This is a genomic window from Brachyspira hampsonii, from assembly GCF_002214805.1.
GTDB classification, from domain to species: Bacteria; Spirochaetota; Brachyspiria; order Brachyspirales; family Brachyspiraceae; genus Brachyspira; species Brachyspira hampsonii.
Window position 1 is genome coordinate 1,794,414 of the sequence record NZ_CP019914.1, and the last position, 16,697, is coordinate 1,811,110.

Below are 16,697 nucleotides of genomic sequence, written 5' to 3' on the forward strand. Positions count from 1 at the left end.
TTTTGATTATATTTATTGATTCACTTACCGTGCGTTATCTAATACTATAATCATTATCTACATTAAAAGATAAATTAACTTCAAGATTCTCTAGTATTTTATTTTTCTTTTCATAATCTGATTTTACTTGTAAGTATATATTATATAATGCACTCATATTTATAAATTTTGCATATATTTCATTTTCTTTTCCGTTGAAAGTATTTTCCCTGAAAAGTTCAAATAAATAATTATTGATTAAATGATATGTATAAAGTTGGGTTTTATATACAGTGATATTTTTTCCTTCTGATTCAAAATTAAAATTAATTTTTTCAGATGAATGCAGTTCATTAAAAAACTCATTATCAGCACATATTTCAGGAAGAAATAGGAATAAATCCGTTGCAAGAGTATAGTCTTTTGTAAGTTTTTCTGCTAAATTTCCTAATTTATCATATGATTCTTCGGACTCTTTTAAATTTAAAACTATATTTGAATATTCTTGAATAAATTTTAAAATTTCATCATTACTGAATGGGTAAGGAGTATATGTTTCATTATCCTGTACTAAAAAGAAAAATTGCTTGTCTGATGAAAAATCGGTTTCATTCCAAGTTTTTACATATTCATTCATTTTATCAGCAAGCTCTGGTATATTAACATCATTTATTCTAAGCTCTCCTATAGAGTAGTTATTAGAAGCCTTAGCTCCATATATTTTAATATAGCAAATTTTTTGATTTCCTATTCTTTTTAAAATATCATATTTAAACATCTCCCAATAAATATTTATATTTTTTGGCTTTCCGTTATCTGACCCCATATTAACTAAATTACTTGTATAAACTTTCCATTTATGTTTTTTGCCAGCAAATTCTGTTTCAACTTCATCGAGTACTCTGTTTTCATTCATAGCTTTTATACCTGTCATTATTCCAAATATAAAACTTCCATTTGAAAGCCCAACAGAAGTATTTGCATCTTTTCCGGCACTGGCACAGCATTCAAATATATCTCTGTCCCAATCAGGACTAGATATATAATAGTTTATAACGGCACTTTTATCTGTTATAGTATCAGGATAAGCATTAATAAATATATTCCATTTTTTTATAACAATGCTTCCTTCTATTATTTCATTTTCTATATCATTTGCTAAAATAGATGATACATCTTTTATTATAGAATCAGGATCATCAATATTAACATAATTAGCTTCATAATGCAGACTACCGCCCTGTATATAGTCTTTTAGATTATTATATAAATTGCTGTAATAATCATATTCTTCATTGCTTATAGAATGCTTATTCATTTCTAATGTATATAATGCTCTGTCTATATTTAAATTAGCATTGCTCATATCAGACTTTCCTGAATATGCATAAGCAATTTTATAAAACCAAGTATGATTGCTTTTAGTTTCTTCAGATAAAGAATTTAATATCTCTATTGCTAAGTCAAATTCTGAAATGTTATTGTATGCAACGGCAAGCTGCCCCTTAATATCATCATTTAATTGTTCTTTTGGTAAGGAAAGTATCAATTTAATAATTCCTTTATGATTTCCTTCTTCATATAATTTTTGAAATTGCTCATCTAATTCTTCATTATTTAATTCTTCATTATCCATACATAAAATCCTTATTTATTATTAGTAGAATATAATACATTTATAATAATAAAACAATATATTTTTATTTAACTTTTTTATAATTTTAGTATATAATAGATTCAATATCATTATAAGGAGTTATAAAATGACAAAAGTTGTTTTAATTCGTCATGGTGAGAGTGTTTGGAACAAAGAGAATCTGTTTACAGGCTGGGCAGATGTTACTTTGTCTGAAAAAGGTATAGAAGAAGCTAAAGCAGGCGGTGCAGAACTTAAAAAAGCAGGCTTCACTTTTGATAAAGCATATACTTCTACTTTAACACGTGCTATCAAAACTTTAAACTTAGTTTTAGAAGAAATGGGACTTTTATGGATACCTGTAGAGAAATGCTGGCAGTTAAATGAAAGACATTACGGAGCTTTACAAGGATTAAATAAATCTCAAACAGCTGAAAAATACGGAGAAGATCAAGTAAAAATTTGGAGAAGAAGCTATGATACTCCTCCTCCAGCTTTAACTAAAGATGATGAAAGATATCCAGGACATGATCCTCGTTATAAAAACTTATCAGAAAAAGAACTTCCTCTTACTGAATGTTTAAAAGACACTGTTGCAAGAGTAGTACCTTTCTGGGAAAATGTTATACTTCCGGATATTAAAGCAGGTAAAAAAATCATTATAGCAGCACATGGAAACAGTTTAAGGGCATTAGTAAAATATTTAGACAATATATCTGATGCTGATATTACAGAACTTAATATACCTACAGGAATGCCTTTAGTTTATGAGCTTGATGATAATTTCAAAGCTATTAATAAACAGTATTTAGGAGATCCTGAGGCAGTTAAAAAAGCTATGGAAGCTGTAGCTAATCAAGGTAAGAAAAAATAATATATAATTTTTTATTTTGTAAAATAAAAGGAAGTCTTTAATTATTGAAAGACTTCCTTTTTTATTAAGTCGTATTTTATTTTAATTGTTTTTTTTATTTAGAAAACCAAAAATATAAATTATAGGCTCAATAAAAATATCATATAGAAATCGGATTATATTTTTTACTAAAAATTTTTTCACTAAAAATATAATAATAAATAAACTCTTAATAAGTTCAAAGACAGTATCCAATATAGCAATGAAAAATTTTTCAAAGTCTGTAAACAAAAATAAACTTAAAGCTGATACTATAAAAATAATTTCAAGCATATTAAATCCTTAAAATAAATTTGTATTTAAGAATAATACATTTTAATGATGACATTTTTTGTCGTGATTAATAATTACTTATATAAATTTTCATTATTTAATTCGCTTTGAGCAAAATTTCTCAAATAATTCTGAACTAATTCTAAATCTTCTTTTGTATCTATACCATGAATAAATTTATTAGTTTCTAAAACTTTTATCTTCATACCATTATACAGCCATCTTAATTGTTCAAGTTTTTCTATTACCTCGTATCTGCATTCCTGTAAATTTTCTATTTTTAATAGTATATCTCTTCTAAAAGCATAAACTCCTATATGTTTATAGTATTCAGCATTTATATTCTGATCGAATCTTTTATGAGGTATAGTAGCCCTTGAAAAATACATTGCATAATTATTTATATCAGTAACAACTTTAACTGCATTCTCATCTTTTATTAAAGGGCTATTGTCATCTATTCTAGTTTTTAAAGTGGCAATATCAACATTTTCATCTTCAAAGGCATCTATTAAAGGATTAAGCACCGATTCATCTATTAAAGGCTCATCACCTTGTACATTAATAATAATGTCGCTTTCAATTTTTTTAGCAACTTCTATAATCCTTGAGGTTCCTGAAGTATGTTCTGATGAAGTCATTACTGCTTTGGCATTATTTTTTTCACATATATCCATTATTTCTTTAGAGTCAGTTGCAACAATGCAGTCATCTATTTTTTCAGAAGCTTTAACATTATCATATACCGCTATTATTATGGGTTTGCCAAGCAGTTCATAAGTTAATTTTTTTGGAAATCTAGTTGAATCATATCTTGCAGGTATTATTGCTGTGATTTTAGCCATTTTATTTAACTCCAATAATATTTATTTTTCTTATTTAGAATTAAGCATTTCTTTGGATATATATATTAATTTTTCTTTAAATTCTTCTATAGTTTTTGATTCTAATAATACAACAGGATACATACTCATTCTTGAAATTTTTGTGAATAGGGATAGAAGACCTAAATACTTTTCATTGCTGTTTTTATTAGTTAAAAACATTGTAAGTAAATGAACCGGTTTTTTATCAAGTGCTGAATAGTTTAATCCTTTTTTTGATACGGCAAATATTATATCATTATCTTCTACTTGATTAGTTCTTACATGCGGAAAAGCAACGCCATATCCTAAGCCGCTGCTTATAATATCCTCTTTTTTATACATAGACTCTATTATCTGTGCTATATTTATTCTAAGTCCGTTAGCCTCTGAATATATTAACATTTCACTGATAGCTTCGTCTTTATTATTTGCTTTTAAATCTAAAATGACATAAGAATTCTTTATGTATTTTTCAACATCACTTAATGAAATCATATAACTAAACCTTCATTGTATATATAATATAATAATTTAATATAAAAAATTCATATTAAATTCCAAAATTATCTTTTAAATATTGCTTCATAGTATATTTTTTTTGTATTATTTCTAATGTGATATTAAGAGGATATATAGTTTTATAATTCTTGAAACTAATTCCTATAGTTTCATCATCTAGATCTATATCTCTGGACAAATCCCAATGACCTTTAAACTTTTTTCTTATAACTTCGCCTATATAAGCACTTATAGAAAATATAAAATTTCTATTATCATCTCTTTCTAATACCAAATTCATTTTTTCTTTAAAAAATTTATCTATTTCAAATAAACTTTCTATGGTATAATCAGCATGATAGCCTTCCCGCATCAGAAAATTACTTATCCAATCAGATGCCCTTGAAAGCTCATCTTGTGGTAAAAGGTATTTTGGCATAATATAAATCCTTGTTATAATATTACATTTTATTTTATAATATGTCAACTTATAATTTAATATAAAATTATTATAAATTTGTACTATCATTTAATAGTTTATAAAACCAAGTATTTTTAGAATTATTCAAAGGAAGTATGTATTTTTCACCGTCAATATCTGTAAATAGAATTTGATTTTTAGTATAATTAATAGTCATTTCAGTATTTTCAAGATTCAAATTTTTTACATTATTAGTATTGTTAATATCTTCTATATATTTTGCTTTTTCTATGTTTTTTACAATTTGATTTCCGTTTTTATTGTTTATAGTTCCGTAAATGTATGTTAATTTATTTAAGCTGTTTGTATCCTCTCTTTTGAATAAAATAAAAGTTAATGTTTCATTAGTAAGTTTATTTCCTTTAATATCTTCATCAAATATTAAAATACTCACTTTATCACTAACATACATATTGCAGCCTGCTAAAAATAGCAATGTAAATAATAATATTAAATAAATTCTTTTCATATAAGACATTACTAAAATATAAAACAAATCAAATGATAAAAAATAATATAAAATATATTTTTTATATGTTCGTTTTTTTCACTTGAAATTTATATTTTATGTTATATTATATATAAGAATTATAATTTATAAGGAGTTTTAATATGTCTTTAATAGATGATATAGTAGCTAGAGAAATATTAGATTCAAGAGGAAACCCTACAGTAGAAGTAGATGTTTACTTAGACAGCGGCGTTATGGGAAGAGCTGCAGTTCCATCAGGAGCTTCTACAGGAGAACATGAGGCAGTAGAATTAAGAGACGGCGATAAATCAAGATATATGGGTAAAGGTGTTCAAAAAGCCGTAGAAAATGTTAATGAGATTATTTGCAATGATTTAATAGGTATGGATGCTTTAGATCAAGTTGAAATAGACAGAACTATGATCGAACTTGACGGCACAGAAAATAAAGGTAAATTAGGTGCTAATGCTATACTTGGCGTATCACTTGCTGTAGCAAAAGCTGCTGCTGAAGAATTAGGTATGCCTTTATACAGATACATTGGCGGTACTAACGCTAAAACTTTACCTGTTCCTATGGCTAATATATTAAACGGAGGTGCTCACTCATCAGCTCCAATCGACTTCCAAGAATATATGGTTATGCCTGTTGGTGCTCCTACTTTCAAAGAAGGAATACGCTATGTAGCTGAAGTATTCCATAACTTAAAAAATATACTTCATGACAGAGGATTAAGCACTACAGTTGGTGATGAAGGCGGATTTGCTCCTACTCTTAAAGATAATGAAGAGCCTCTTCAAGTAATTATGCAGGCTATTGAAAAAGCTGGGTATAAACCAGGCGATGATATAATGATAGCTATGGACCCTGCTTCAAGCGAATTCTATAACAAAGATAAGAAAAAATATGTATTCCATAAATCTGACAATAGAGAATTAACTCCTGCTGAAATGGTTGATTTCTATGTTAATTTATGTAATAAATACCCTATTATCTCTATAGAAGATGGGGTTGCTGAAGATGATTGGGACGGATGGAAAATATTAACTGAAAAATTAGGCGGTAAAGTTCAATTAGTAGGAGATGACTTGTTTGTTACTAATGTAAAAAGACTTCAAATGGGTTTAGACAAAGGTGTTGCTAACTCTATTTTAATTAAAGTAAATCAAATTGGTACTTTAACTGAAACTTTAGACTCTATTGAACTTGCTAAAACTCATAATTACACTGCTGTAGTTTCCCACAGATCTGGTGAAACAGAAGATTCTACTATTGCTGATATAGTAGTAGCTACTAATGCTGGTCAAATCAAAACAGGTTCTGCTTCAAGAAGTGATAGGATTGCTAAATACAATCAATTATTAAGAATTGAAGAAGAATTAGGCAGCAGAGCTATTTACTTAGGTAAGAAGGCTTTCTATAATGTTATAAAATAACAATGTTAATTAAGCATTAAATAATAAATTTAGCTTTAAAGCTAATATAATGAGGTAATGACAATATTCTGTTGTTGCCTCTTTTTTTATTAACAATAGTTTTAATTCTAGAGCAAAATTATACACCCCCACTTCTTTTGTTGTCACAAAGAAGCAAAATACTTTGAATTTTAGCCTCATACTGTTTTGTGATTTAAATAACATTTGTTAGTACCCGCCCAAGCGAATTTAAATTTATAGCTTATCCTCCGCACGCTAAATGAAACAAAAAATATAAATCTATTAATAATACAATTTTTACTATATTCTAAAATCTATTATGCGTGCGTTAAAGAAGTCCTAAACCTAATAAAAATTGGGTGGGCTGCTAAAAATTCTTTTTAAACAATAAAGAAAGTTAAAAATTACAATTGCAGATTGAAATAATAAGTCTAGAGGGTGGGAATTAGAATAAGTCAAAAAATTTAAAAACTTTTCTCAATCCCCGCCCTTTAGAGTTTATTGCTTTACTTCGAATTTTAGCCTTATACTGTTTTGTGATTTAAATAACATTTATTAGTACCCACCCAAGCGAATTTAAATTTATAGTACATTCACCGCACGCTAAATGAAACAAAAAATATAAATCTATTAATAATACAATTTTTACTATATTCCAAAATCTATTTTGCGTGCGTTAAAAGAAGTTCTAGGTTTAGTATTCGTTTAATTTATTTAGTTTTAATTGTTTGATTATACTAACAAAATAATAAAATTTTAATAAATTTCATTTTTATCTTTAAAAATACAGAAATATTTATATAATAAATAGTATATATATTACGATATTAAACATAATTGTCTTTTTTTATTTAAGGAATAATTATGAGCAACAAATATATAGTATGGGAAGATAAATATAAAGTAGGATATAAAAGAATAGATGATCAGCATTTGGAATTAATAGAGATAATTAATGATTTGCATGATTGTATGGATAATAAAGATTCAAAAGATGAATCTCTTAAATCCCAGTTTAAAAAGGCTTTAATAAAAACTGTGGATTATGTAGCATATCATTTTTCTTGTGAAGAAAAAATAATGCATGCTATTAAATACAATAAAATAATAGAACATTCTTCATATCATAGGGAATTTACACAAACAATTTATAATTATGTAAAATCTTATGAAAATGGTTCTTTAGATGCTATTAATAATTTAGTTCAGTATCTAAAAGATTGGTTTTTAAATCATATTTTAGTTACAGATAAAAAATTTATAAAGGAAGTTAAGGAAACATTAGAAAAACTTTCTAAAGAAGAATAAGGAGCTTTAATTATGGATCAAATGGCAGAAATTATTGTTAAAAAAGGCTGGATTAAATGGGAAGAGAGATTCAAAACTGGTTATAAAAGAATAGATAATCAGCATAAAGAGCTAGTTAATATTATAAATGATCTTTATGAAACAGGTGTTAAAGGTGATATTGGAGATGATGAGGTACAAAAAGCATTCAAAGAAATAATTAAAAGAACTATAGACTATGCTACTTATCACTTTGCTTATGAAGAAAAGATTATGAATGCCATAAATTACTCCGCATCTAAGGACCATATATCTAAACACAGAGCATTCTCTCTTAAAATAGTTGATGAAGTTAATAGATATGAGAAAGGTGATGATTTGGTAATTAAAGATTTTATTACTTTTTTAAAAGATTGGCTGCTTAATCATATTGTGCTTGAAGATAAAAAATTCATAGCTGAAGTAAAAACTACATTAGCTAAAATGTATGAAGAAGAAATGAATTGATTTTATTATTTTATAAATAAAGCCCTATATTAAAAATGATAGGGCTTTATTTATTAATTACAATTTATAAATATTTTTCTATTTCTGTAAATGCAACCCCTGCTTTTTCTTGTATATAAATATCAACTATAGAATTAGTAAAGCTGGAAGGTGCAGGGTTAATCTCCATAATTTTTGCTCTGGACATTTTAGCTATATGAGGAATCTGAGCTGCCGGCATTACTTCGCCGCCTGTACCTATTATAATAAATAAGTCGCTTTTTTGAGCATCTTCTATTGAAGAGTTGAAATCTATTGCAGGGAGCTGTTCTCCAAAAAATACAAAATCAGGTTTTAAAGTAGAGCCGCATTTTTCACATGAAGGCGGATCCATAGCAAGTATTTCTTTACTGATTTTATATCTTGTTTTACATTTCATACATACTGCATATTTAGCTGTGCCATGAAGTTCATATACTATTTTACTTCCGGCTTCCTGATGAAGATTATCAATATTTTGAGTAATTACACTTCTCATAATACCCATCTTTTCTAAATTGGCTAATACTATATGAGCCTTATTAGGTTTTACATATGTAATAGGATCATAAAAAACTTTTTTCAAAGATTTCCAAGACTCTTTTTGATGTTTTACAAAATACGAAATTTCAGCGAACTGACTCCCATGTTTTTCCCAAAGACCGTTTTCGCCTCTGAATGGAGGTACTCCGCTTTCTACACTTATGCCTGCTCCTGTAAAAGCTACTGCATATTTTGATTCTTTTATTGTTTGTGCTATTAATTTATAATCTGTCATAATTATTTATTATATAATATAATCAATTTTTTTTCCAGCAAAATAAAAAATAAATACTTAAAAATGAAAATTATATATTATTAATTCTTTCAAATAAATAACAATATATAAAAAAATATTATTAATGTTCTTTGATTAATATCTTATTTCTCATAAAATAGGCATTCTATAATAATATTTTTATTGACAGATAACTTTAATATGTTATAATATAACATATTGTTTTATAGTAAACTAGAAGAAAAAATTTAAGGATATATTATGATTAGCAGAACACAAATTATGCGTTTATTAAAATACAAGAATGCTCTAAGACGCATGAAAAGTTTTGGATTTATAAAAGCATATTCCAATAATTTGGGAGATGCAATAGGTATAACTTCAGTTCAGGTAAGAAAGGATTTTTCATTATTTAATATATCTGGAAACAAAAAGGGCGGGTATAATATAGATGATTTACTAGAGCAAATCGACAGCATATTAGGAAAGCAAATATCTCATAATATTATACTAGTAGGATATGGTAAAATAGGAAAAGCCTTGGTTAATTACAGAGGATTTGAAAGCGAATCTATAAAGATAGTTGCCGCATTTGATCATAATCCTGAAAAAATAGATAGAGATGCTGCCATTCCTATACTTCCTATAGAGGAGTTAAAGGATTTTATAATCAATAATAAAATAGAAATAGCAATATTAACTGTACCTGATTTGGAAGCTCAAAGAATGTTTGATGTTATATGTAATGCAGGTATAAAAGGGGTTTTAAATTTCGCACCTATAAAACTTTTAGAGAGACCTGATTGTATAATTAATGATGTTAATATAGCTGATGAAATTGAATCTTTATTCTACTTTATAAATGATGTGAAAGATACTAATTATTCTTCTGTAAAGAAGCATAAAGAAAAGTCAGATAAATAATAATTTTTATTAGCAGCAATAAAAAATAATAATTTTAACGAATTTCAAAAGAATATGGAAAGCGGTACAGGTTTCAAAATCTTCGTTCATAATAAAAATCGACACAATAAAAAATCTAGTATGCGTAAAAAACATACTAGATTTTAAACAAAATCAATTTTTAAAAATCTCGAAAATAAAAGCAAATAAAAAGTTTTTTTATAACTTTTTTAATATAAATATGAGCATATCTTTTAACTATCCATCAGTTAAAAAAATAACAAATCAATACAACATAAATTTATTTAAATCATTCGGGCAGTTCTTAGCCTTAAACAATTTTCAAAAATATTTATGCGGAGCAGTGCTATGACTACAGAAACACCAGAAGTAAAAAGCGAATACTTAATAGCAGCGTACGGCGATACTATGCTTGACAGAGGCTTTACATCGATACCGAACACATTAATTTATTACAGAAAAAGACTAGGACTTACTGCAAGCGAGTTTGAGTTTATAATCGCTGTAATGAGTTTGAGCTGGAGAGAAGAAAAAGAAATCAGAGATAAAGAAATCAATCCGACGACTCAGCATTATTGCAGACAAAGACAGAGTTTATATGCAAAAGGCTATTTAACTTTTTCAAGTAGGAATATATATAAAAATAATATATTCAGGGGAAAAGGAACAGTATATAATTTCTCAGGATTAAAAAAAGCTATAGAGATGCTAGTAGAAGAAGACAGAGCAATACAAAATATGGATGCACCTGTAGAACAGAAATATGATGAGCCTAGTTTGTTTAATGATGATGTAAGCACTGAACCTTTGCAGCCTCCGAAATTAATCAAAGAGGAAAAAGAAAAAAGCGAAGAAGAAAAAACTCCTGAGGAAAAAGAAGAGGATAAAAAGCAGGAAGAGTTTTTAGAAAAATACAATGAGCTTCATAAAGAATTAATAGGCGTTAAAATAAATCATAAATATCATAAAGTATATACTAGCTTTTTAATTGATATATTCAAAAAACGTGTGCATGATAATTTTGATGAAGCCTTATCTATAGTAAAGTTTAATTTTTTAAAATTATCATTGAATAAAAGATATTCATTAAAACTGCAAGACTTATTAAGAATGGCTTTATGTCAAAAAAATGAAAGTCATCAAAATAATAACAACAAAGAAAATAAAACTGACAGCGATAAAAGATATGCAATCCCTCGAGGACTTGATAAATTAGATTTCTTATTAAATGAATTAGAAAAAGGAGGAAACATAAATGAAGCGTATGCTAAAATTACAAATTGCGGATAGCAGTTACTGTCTGCAAAGTTATAAAAGGCATTTAGAAGAATTGAAAAAAACTGCAAGAGATGGAAAAGATCCTTACTGCACAAAATGCGATGAATACGGATTTGTGAAACATACTAATTCAGAAATATTTTCTGCAAGAAAAAATCTAGTTCCTATTGTTTGTTATTGTGTAAGTGATGAAAAAAGTAAGATAGAAAGAAAAATAGAGGACTTAGAAATAATAATAAAAAGATATAATACTGTATTTAATAAATTAGACAATGATATGACATTAAATATTTTTGCAGAAAAGTTTAATAATCAAAAGTTAGTAAGCAGTATAAAAAAATATTTAGAGTTAGGAAGTATGAACTCACTTTATATTGAAGGAGAAAGCGGAACAGGTAAAACTACAATGCTTAAAATGTTATGGCAGATATATGCTATTAATAATATTAAAGCATTGTATATGAAGGCATCTATTTTTGAAGATATGCATAAAAACTTATTTAATAAAAATGCACAGGATAGAGATTTGAAATCAAGTATAGATGCCAAAATAGATAATATAAAATTTGCAGATATTATTATGATAGACGACATTGACAGTGTAGGTTTCCATTATGCTGCTGAAGGCTATTATAAATTATTTGATAAAATCAGAGAATTAGAAAAAACAGTGATACTAACATCAAATAAAAGCTATATAGGTTTAATGAACAGTCTAAATATTAAAACAAGAAAAGATAATATTGAGGAAATCAAAGGCAGGCTTACAAGCAGATTAAAGAACTTAAATATTATAGAACTAGAAATGCAGAAGTATAAAGAATTAATAACTGCTTAAATAGTCAAAATATTATTTTGATTATTTTTATAAGATTTTATTAAAAGAGGAAAATATGTATGCTAACTATAATAACTGATGATAATCTATTTGTTATTGAAAAACCTACACACATATATACGGACATTGTTCGTGTTAATTTATTCGGAATAAGAAATGAATATATTTTAATTATTGAAAATGATAAAGGAAACAAATTCCTTGTTTTATCTTCTGTTTGTTCAGATACTATTGATAGAGCATATACCGAACTTCGTGATAAAATCATAGATAATAATAATAATAATATAAAAACAGATTTAGTTATTGATTTTACAAATTATAAATAAGGAGATAAAAAATGTATTTAGATGAATTATGTAGGCATTACATTCAAACTAAATTGGCTATTTTAGAAATGATATTAAATAGAATAGCAGAGGAATATCCAGACTTAAACAACTCTATGGTGATAAAAAGAAACAGATTAGAAATTAATAGTGATTTATGCGGATGTTATATAGATATAGATGACGGATTATTCAAAATATGTTTTGATGGAAAAGCACCATATTGCTATGAAGAGTCAGAATCTTTGATATTGGATATAGGAGAGCAAATTAGTGAAAATGAATAGTACTATGTTTATAAGCTGTTAACAATGTTGATAACTTGTAAATAAGATGTTCAAAAATCAGGAGATAAAAAATGAGTAAAGAAGATTTAATTATTAATGAATGCGAAGAGCTTAAAAACTTATTAATTAAAAAGAATAAAGATTATGGAAACAGTTATGACAAAACATTAGATGAGTTTGGAACACAGATTGGGTTAGTAAGAATAGAAGATAAATTAAACAGATTAAAAACTCTTATACTATCAAAAGAAGAGCCAATGGTTGAAGAAAGTATTATTGATACTGCAATTGATATAGCAGGATATGCAGTTCTTTTTAGCATTTACTTAAAAGAAAAAGAAGAGAATAATAATGAGAAGTGATGAAAAAGCATATAAAAGATACAAAAGCAAAAAATGGCGTGCTTTTAGAGAAAGTTTTTTGAAAGAAAATCCGCTTTGCAAAAACTTTGAGGAATGCCATAACTTTGCTGAACATGTGGACCATATAAAAAGAATAGAAAGCGAAGATGATCCTCTATTTTATGACAAAAGTAATCTGCAGGCTTTATGCAAAAGGTGTCATAGCAGAAAAACAGCAAAAGAAGATGGAGCTTTTGGAAATAAAAAAAAAGATTATTAATAGGATATGATTATGAAAATAGATAGTCAAAAACAATATATACATATAGAACGAGATAATAAAAAAGAACGTATTATTATTGATGCTAAAAATATTAGCAGCGAAGATACTATTTATTTGTTGACTGAGTTTATATACTTTGTAACTAATAAAGAAAATGTACCTGCTGATGGTTTTGTGGATATTATAAAAGATGCGGTAAGATTAAAAACAGAATTAGAAAAAAAGGGAATGAATAATGAGAGAGCTAAACTTTGTAGAAGATAATGGACTTTTTGGTATAACTTTCAAGTCTGACAATAAAGCAGAAGCTAATACTATTATGAATGCTATACAGAGGTTTATATCAAAAAATAGTGATAATGAAATAAAAGAAAATATTAATGACAACAGTAAATCTTCTGTAAAAGACTATTCAAGATGTCCTATAGATGGTCCTAGTAAAGATGTATATTTAAATTTATTTAGTGATGACAAATTAATTGAGTTGTATAATAGTGAGGAATTAGAGCAAGGGTATAAAGATTATATAAAAAACGAATTAAATGAAAGAGGTATTTTTGATTTAAGTATGACTAAATCAAAAAAGAAAAGCAGTAATAATAACAATACTAAAAAAGAAAAAAAATCAAACACAATAATAGAAAATATAAAAGAGCATGAACTTAATAATAAAATAAAAAGTATAAAAAATGGAAGAGATATTACACAGCTTTCTAATGAGGAATTAGAAGAAATAGCTTTATTGGAAAGTGAATTAGCTTCTATATGTGGATATTCAGAAACTGCAAAACATATTTTACAAGGCAGAAAGTTTAATCATAGCCGTGAACTTGAAAATAAAATAACACAGGGCAGAAGACTATCAGAACTTACTCTTGAAGAATTGAAAGAATTAGAGAAAGTAACAATGCTTGATAATTATAGAGAAGATATACAAAAAGAAATTTATAAAAGAGAAAATAAATCTTTTGAAGAAACATTAAAAGAAAACAATGAGATAATATCTTTCTCAGAAGATGAAGAACAGTCTAATTATAAAATAGATGAAGATGAAGATCCATTAAGTGTAGATACTGATAATATAAATAATTGGGATTTTGATGCAGACGGTGATAAAGTAGATGCAGATGGTAATAAAATGCTTTTTGATTATTGAGGTTTATAAATGAAAGGCACTATTATAATATTTGATAATACAAAAGAAAATCAAACTCTGATAAAAACCAAAGGTAGCTATGAAGATATTTTAATAGGATATGCAACACTTATATATCAAACTGCTATAAACACTAAGAAAAAACCTGAAGATGTTGTTTTGGATATATTATATAAAGTGAAAGATAATAAAGAAACTTTGTATAAATATATAAAAAAGAATAAGGGAAATAAAAAATGATTTGTGATATATGTAAAAAAAATATAAATGATGATGAGATATTGGAAGGACAAATAAATATTAAATATAAGGATAAAGATGGTATAGAAAAAGAGAAAGAAAAAGAAGGTAAACTTTGTATATCATGCTTAGAAGGTTTATCAAAGTATATGGGTATTCCAATAACTATTGTTTGTGAGGAAGAAGATGATGAAGAATAATTAAGTAACATATAAGAGATAAAAATAGATGATTAAAGCGATTATTAATTATAATGATGTAAACGATGAGTTCAGAAGAATGAATGATATTCTAGGAATATTAAAATATAAATACAAAAATATTAATGTTAGTTATAAAAAACTAAAAAAGAAAAATGAATTGTTTCTAACTATTAATAATGAAAGATTGGAGTGTCATCATAGTTTAGAGTTTTATATGCAGGCAGTAGAAAATATATTGAATAAGGTTTGAAAATGCTTAATAAAAAAATAATAATTTTAAGAGAAAAAGTAAAAAGTATATTAAAAAATATGCTTCCGTTTCATGACTTAGACTTTAATATTCATTTTGATAGAGATTACAAACAATTAAAACATATAGATTTATATATGCATCATGAATATATAAGAATAAAAAAAGGAACTAAACTTAAAAATATATCTGATAAAAATAATAAAATAAGAGAATGTTTAAAAGAGATATATAAAGAGTTTGAAGAAGAAATACAGGAATTATTTAATTTAGAATTATTATACTGATTTAAGGATATATAAATGATAATTTATCAAATAGGTTCTATAAGTTTTGGAATATTTAGTGTTATATGTATTTTTATTAGTATAACATCAAAAAATGATATAGCTAAGGCGTTCTATTTACTTTGTTTCTTTTTATCAAATATTGCTGCTTTACTTTGTGATATAGTAATAAAATTAAATTAGGAGTTATTATGGCAGATCATAACATTGTAACATTAATAGGAAGGCTAACCGCTGACCCGCAGCGTAAGTATACACAAGGAGGAATGGAAATTGCTGAGTTCTCTATAGCAAACAATTATTATGTAATTACAAAAAACACTACAGAAGTAAATTATTTTGATATAGTAGCTTTTGGAAAATTAGCAGAAACAGTAAGTAAATATCTTATAAAAGGAAAGCAAGTTTTAATATGCGGAACACTAAGGCAGGAAAGATGGCAGGATAAAAATACAAACACTACTAAATCTAAAGTTAGAATAATTATGCAGTCAATGCAGATGCTTGCTGATAAAAAAGAAGCTGATAATAATGTATCACAAACCAATAATCAGGAATATGATGAGGAGGTACCGTTTTAATGAATATCACTAAGTTAATTGATACTTTACAATCATATAAAAATAAAGGATGTAATAGAGTATTAATATCAAATAATAATTTTAGTTCAAATCAATACATAAAAAAAATTGAATTGGACACAAATAATTCAGAACAGATTAATTTGATAATAGATGATGTTTATATACGTGATGCTATAAAGACAGCAAAACTATATAAAGATAATGATGAAATAATAAAAATATAGGAAAATATTTATGATAGAAAATATTATTAATTCATATAATACTGATAGAGATTTATCAGATATAGATGTTCTATTAGATTTATTAATAGAATTAGAAACTTTAGGAGTTAAGGAAGTTTGTGTTAATAATAAATATTTTAATAATCCAAAACAGATTATTGATATTCATAAAAAGAGATGTGTATCTGATGCTGTTTATTTATCAATTTTAAATATGGATTTTAATGAATCTATTAATTTAATAAAAGGAGAAAAAGAAAAGGATAATATTAATTATACATATACTATATAAGTTATAAAAGTTTATATTCTTTTTATTAAATGAAGGC

The 16,697-nt window shown here is 26.1% G+C and carries 27 protein-coding genes; 21 read left to right on the forward strand and 6 right to left on the reverse strand.

Features of this window, described 5'->3' with window-relative positions:
- Positions 1 to 34: 34 nt before the first annotated feature.
- Positions 35 to 1,615 carry a DUF6348 family protein gene (locus BHAMNSH16_RS07675; protein WP_008728886.1) on the reverse strand — a complete coding sequence of 527 codons (1,581 nt, stop codon included), beginning with the start codon at positions 1,613 to 1,615 and terminating at the stop codon, positions 35 to 37.
- 127 nt (positions 1,616 to 1,742) lie between these two features.
- Between BHAMNSH16_RS07675 and gpmA the strand changes: the two genes are divergently transcribed.
- Positions 1,743 to 2,489: a 2,3-diphosphoglycerate-dependent phosphoglycerate mutase gene (gpmA, locus tag BHAMNSH16_RS07680; RefSeq protein ID WP_008728888.1), complete on the forward strand. Its 747-nt coding sequence runs from the start codon at positions 1,743 to 1,745 to the stop codon at positions 2,487 to 2,489.
- Positions 2,490 to 2,875: 386 nt separating this feature from the next.
- Here the strand turns inward: gpmA and kdsB are convergent, their stop codons facing one another.
- The 4 genes from kdsB to BHAMNSH16_RS07705 form a co-directional block, all read right to left on the reverse strand.
- Positions 2,876 to 3,646, reverse strand: a complete 771-nt coding sequence (gene kdsB, locus BHAMNSH16_RS07690; RefSeq protein ID WP_008728890.1) for a 3-deoxy-manno-octulosonate cytidylyltransferase — start codon at positions 3,644 to 3,646, stop codon at positions 2,876 to 2,878.
- Between the two features lie 30 nt (positions 3,647 to 3,676).
- A complete protein-coding gene (locus BHAMNSH16_RS07695) occupies positions 3,677 to 4,162 on the reverse strand; it encodes a PTS sugar transporter subunit IIA (RefSeq protein WP_008728891.1) in 486 nt (161 codons plus the stop codon).
- A 55-nt stretch (positions 4,163 to 4,217) separates the two neighbouring features.
- Complete coding sequence (locus tag BHAMNSH16_RS07700; protein ID WP_008728892.1) at positions 4,218 to 4,604, reverse strand: hypothetical protein; 387 nt, start codon at positions 4,602 to 4,604, stop codon at positions 4,218 to 4,220.
- A gap of 70 nt (positions 4,605 to 4,674) precedes the next feature.
- Positions 4,675 to 5,115 carry a hypothetical protein gene (locus tag BHAMNSH16_RS07705; protein ID WP_008728893.1) on the reverse strand — a complete coding sequence of 147 codons (441 nt, stop codon included), beginning with the start codon at positions 5,113 to 5,115 and terminating at the stop codon, positions 4,675 to 4,677.
- Positions 5,116 to 5,258: 143 nt separating this feature from the next.
- On the opposite strand from BHAMNSH16_RS07705, the gene eno reads away from it, so the two are divergent.
- From eno to BHAMNSH16_RS07725, 3 genes are all read left to right on the forward strand, one after another.
- Positions 5,259 to 6,554 (forward strand): phosphopyruvate hydratase, encoded by a 1,296-nt coding sequence (gene eno / locus BHAMNSH16_RS07710; protein ID WP_008728894.1) that lies wholly within the window; start codon positions 5,259 to 5,261, stop codon positions 6,552 to 6,554.
- 864 nt (positions 6,555 to 7,418) lie between these two features.
- A complete protein-coding gene (locus BHAMNSH16_RS07720; RefSeq protein WP_008727150.1) occupies positions 7,419 to 7,862 on the forward strand; it encodes a bacteriohemerythrin in 444 nt (147 codons plus the stop codon).
- A 12-nt stretch (positions 7,863 to 7,874) separates the two neighbouring features.
- Entirely contained in the window at positions 7,875 to 8,348 is a 474-nt protein-coding gene (locus tag BHAMNSH16_RS07725) for a bacteriohemerythrin (protein WP_008727149.1), read from the forward strand.
- A gap of 64 nt (positions 8,349 to 8,412) precedes the next feature.
- On the opposite strand, the gene BHAMNSH16_RS07730 is transcribed toward BHAMNSH16_RS07725, so the two are convergent.
- The gene (locus tag BHAMNSH16_RS07730; RefSeq protein ID WP_008727148.1) at positions 8,413 to 9,144 is read right to left on the reverse strand and encodes an NAD-dependent deacylase; all 732 of its coding nucleotides are present in this window, start codon (positions 9,142 to 9,144) and stop codon (positions 8,413 to 8,415) included.
- Between the two features lie 261 nt (positions 9,145 to 9,405).
- Here BHAMNSH16_RS07730 and BHAMNSH16_RS07735 point away from each other — a divergent pair, with 261 nt between their 5' ends.
- The 17 genes from BHAMNSH16_RS07735 to BHAMNSH16_RS07820 all read left to right on the forward strand — a co-directional run bounded on the left by BHAMNSH16_RS07735 (position 9,406) and on the right by BHAMNSH16_RS07820 (position 16,660).
- A complete protein-coding gene (locus BHAMNSH16_RS07735; protein WP_039953863.1) occupies positions 9,406 to 10,068 on the forward strand; it encodes a redox-sensing transcriptional repressor Rex in 663 nt (220 codons plus the stop codon).
- A 348-nt stretch (positions 10,069 to 10,416) separates the two neighbouring features.
- The gene (locus BHAMNSH16_RS07745) at positions 10,417 to 11,358 is read left to right on the forward strand and encodes a hypothetical protein (RefSeq protein WP_008727146.1); all 942 of its coding nucleotides are present in this window, start codon (positions 10,417 to 10,419) and stop codon (positions 11,356 to 11,358) included.
- A complete protein-coding gene (locus BHAMNSH16_RS07750) occupies positions 11,324 to 12,184 on the forward strand; it encodes a DnaA ATPase domain-containing protein (protein ID WP_008727145.1) in 861 nt (286 codons plus the stop codon). The genes BHAMNSH16_RS07745 and BHAMNSH16_RS07750 overlap by 35 nt, the downstream gene beginning before the upstream one ends.
- A gap of 59 nt (positions 12,185 to 12,243) precedes the next feature.
- Positions 12,244 to 12,513, forward strand: a complete 270-nt coding sequence (locus BHAMNSH16_RS07755) for a hypothetical protein (protein WP_069731795.1) — start codon at positions 12,244 to 12,246, stop codon at positions 12,511 to 12,513.
- 11 nt (positions 12,514 to 12,524) lie between these two features.
- Positions 12,525 to 12,800, forward strand: coding sequence for a hypothetical protein (locus BHAMNSH16_RS07760; RefSeq protein ID WP_069731794.1), 276 nt, complete (start codon positions 12,525 to 12,527; stop codon positions 12,798 to 12,800).
- Positions 12,801 to 12,871: 71 nt separating this feature from the next.
- The gene (locus BHAMNSH16_RS07765) at positions 12,872 to 13,162 is read left to right on the forward strand and encodes a nucleotide modification associated domain-containing protein (protein WP_008728136.1); all 291 of its coding nucleotides are present in this window, start codon (positions 12,872 to 12,874) and stop codon (positions 13,160 to 13,162) included.
- Positions 13,152 to 13,421, forward strand: coding sequence for an HNH endonuclease signature motif containing protein (locus tag BHAMNSH16_RS07770; RefSeq protein WP_008728134.1), 270 nt, complete (start codon positions 13,152 to 13,154; stop codon positions 13,419 to 13,421). The genes BHAMNSH16_RS07765 and BHAMNSH16_RS07770 overlap by 11 nt, the downstream gene beginning before the upstream one ends.
- Before the next feature lie 12 nt (positions 13,422 to 13,433).
- Positions 13,434 to 13,688, forward strand: a complete 255-nt coding sequence (locus BHAMNSH16_RS07775) for a hypothetical protein (RefSeq protein ID WP_008728132.1) — start codon at positions 13,434 to 13,436, stop codon at positions 13,686 to 13,688.
- Positions 13,660 to 14,580 (forward strand): hypothetical protein, encoded by a 921-nt coding sequence (locus BHAMNSH16_RS07780; RefSeq protein ID WP_008728131.1) that lies wholly within the window; start codon positions 13,660 to 13,662, stop codon positions 14,578 to 14,580. Before BHAMNSH16_RS07775 ends, BHAMNSH16_RS07780 begins: the two co-directional genes overlap by 29 nt.
- A 9-nt stretch (positions 14,581 to 14,589) precedes the next feature.
- Positions 14,590 to 14,820 (forward strand): hypothetical protein, encoded by a 231-nt coding sequence (locus BHAMNSH16_RS07785; RefSeq protein ID WP_069725372.1) that lies wholly within the window; start codon positions 14,590 to 14,592, stop codon positions 14,818 to 14,820.
- Entirely contained in the window at positions 14,817 to 15,020 is a 204-nt protein-coding gene (locus BHAMNSH16_RS07790; RefSeq protein WP_069731793.1) for a hypothetical protein, read from the forward strand. Before BHAMNSH16_RS07785 ends, BHAMNSH16_RS07790 begins: the two co-directional genes overlap by 4 nt.
- A gap of 28 nt (positions 15,021 to 15,048) precedes the next feature.
- On the forward strand, positions 15,049 to 15,273 hold the full coding sequence (locus tag BHAMNSH16_RS07795) for a hypothetical protein (RefSeq protein ID WP_008729095.1): 225 nt from the start codon (positions 15,049 to 15,051) through the stop codon (positions 15,271 to 15,273).
- A 2-nt stretch (positions 15,274 to 15,275) separates the two neighbouring features.
- Positions 15,276 to 15,560 carry a hypothetical protein gene (locus BHAMNSH16_RS07800; protein ID WP_039954562.1) on the forward strand — a complete coding sequence of 95 codons (285 nt, stop codon included), beginning with the start codon at positions 15,276 to 15,278 and terminating at the stop codon, positions 15,558 to 15,560.
- Positions 15,561 to 15,575: 15 nt separating this feature from the next.
- The gene (locus tag BHAMNSH16_RS07805) at positions 15,576 to 15,743 is read left to right on the forward strand and encodes a group-specific protein (protein ID WP_069731792.1); all 168 of its coding nucleotides are present in this window, start codon (positions 15,576 to 15,578) and stop codon (positions 15,741 to 15,743) included.
- 8 nt (positions 15,744 to 15,751) lie between these two features.
- Positions 15,752 to 16,141: a single-stranded DNA-binding protein gene (locus tag BHAMNSH16_RS07810; protein WP_088859743.1), complete on the forward strand. Its 390-nt coding sequence runs from the start codon at positions 15,752 to 15,754 to the stop codon at positions 16,139 to 16,141.
- Complete coding sequence (locus BHAMNSH16_RS07815) at positions 16,141 to 16,368, forward strand: hypothetical protein (protein ID WP_008729088.1); 228 nt, start codon at positions 16,141 to 16,143, stop codon at positions 16,366 to 16,368. The genes BHAMNSH16_RS07810 and BHAMNSH16_RS07815 overlap by 1 nt, the downstream gene beginning before the upstream one ends.
- A 10-nt stretch (positions 16,369 to 16,378) precedes the next feature.
- The gene (locus tag BHAMNSH16_RS07820) at positions 16,379 to 16,660 is read left to right on the forward strand and encodes a hypothetical protein (RefSeq protein ID WP_008729087.1); all 282 of its coding nucleotides are present in this window, start codon (positions 16,379 to 16,381) and stop codon (positions 16,658 to 16,660) included.
- Positions 16,661 to 16,697: the final 37 nt, after the last annotated feature.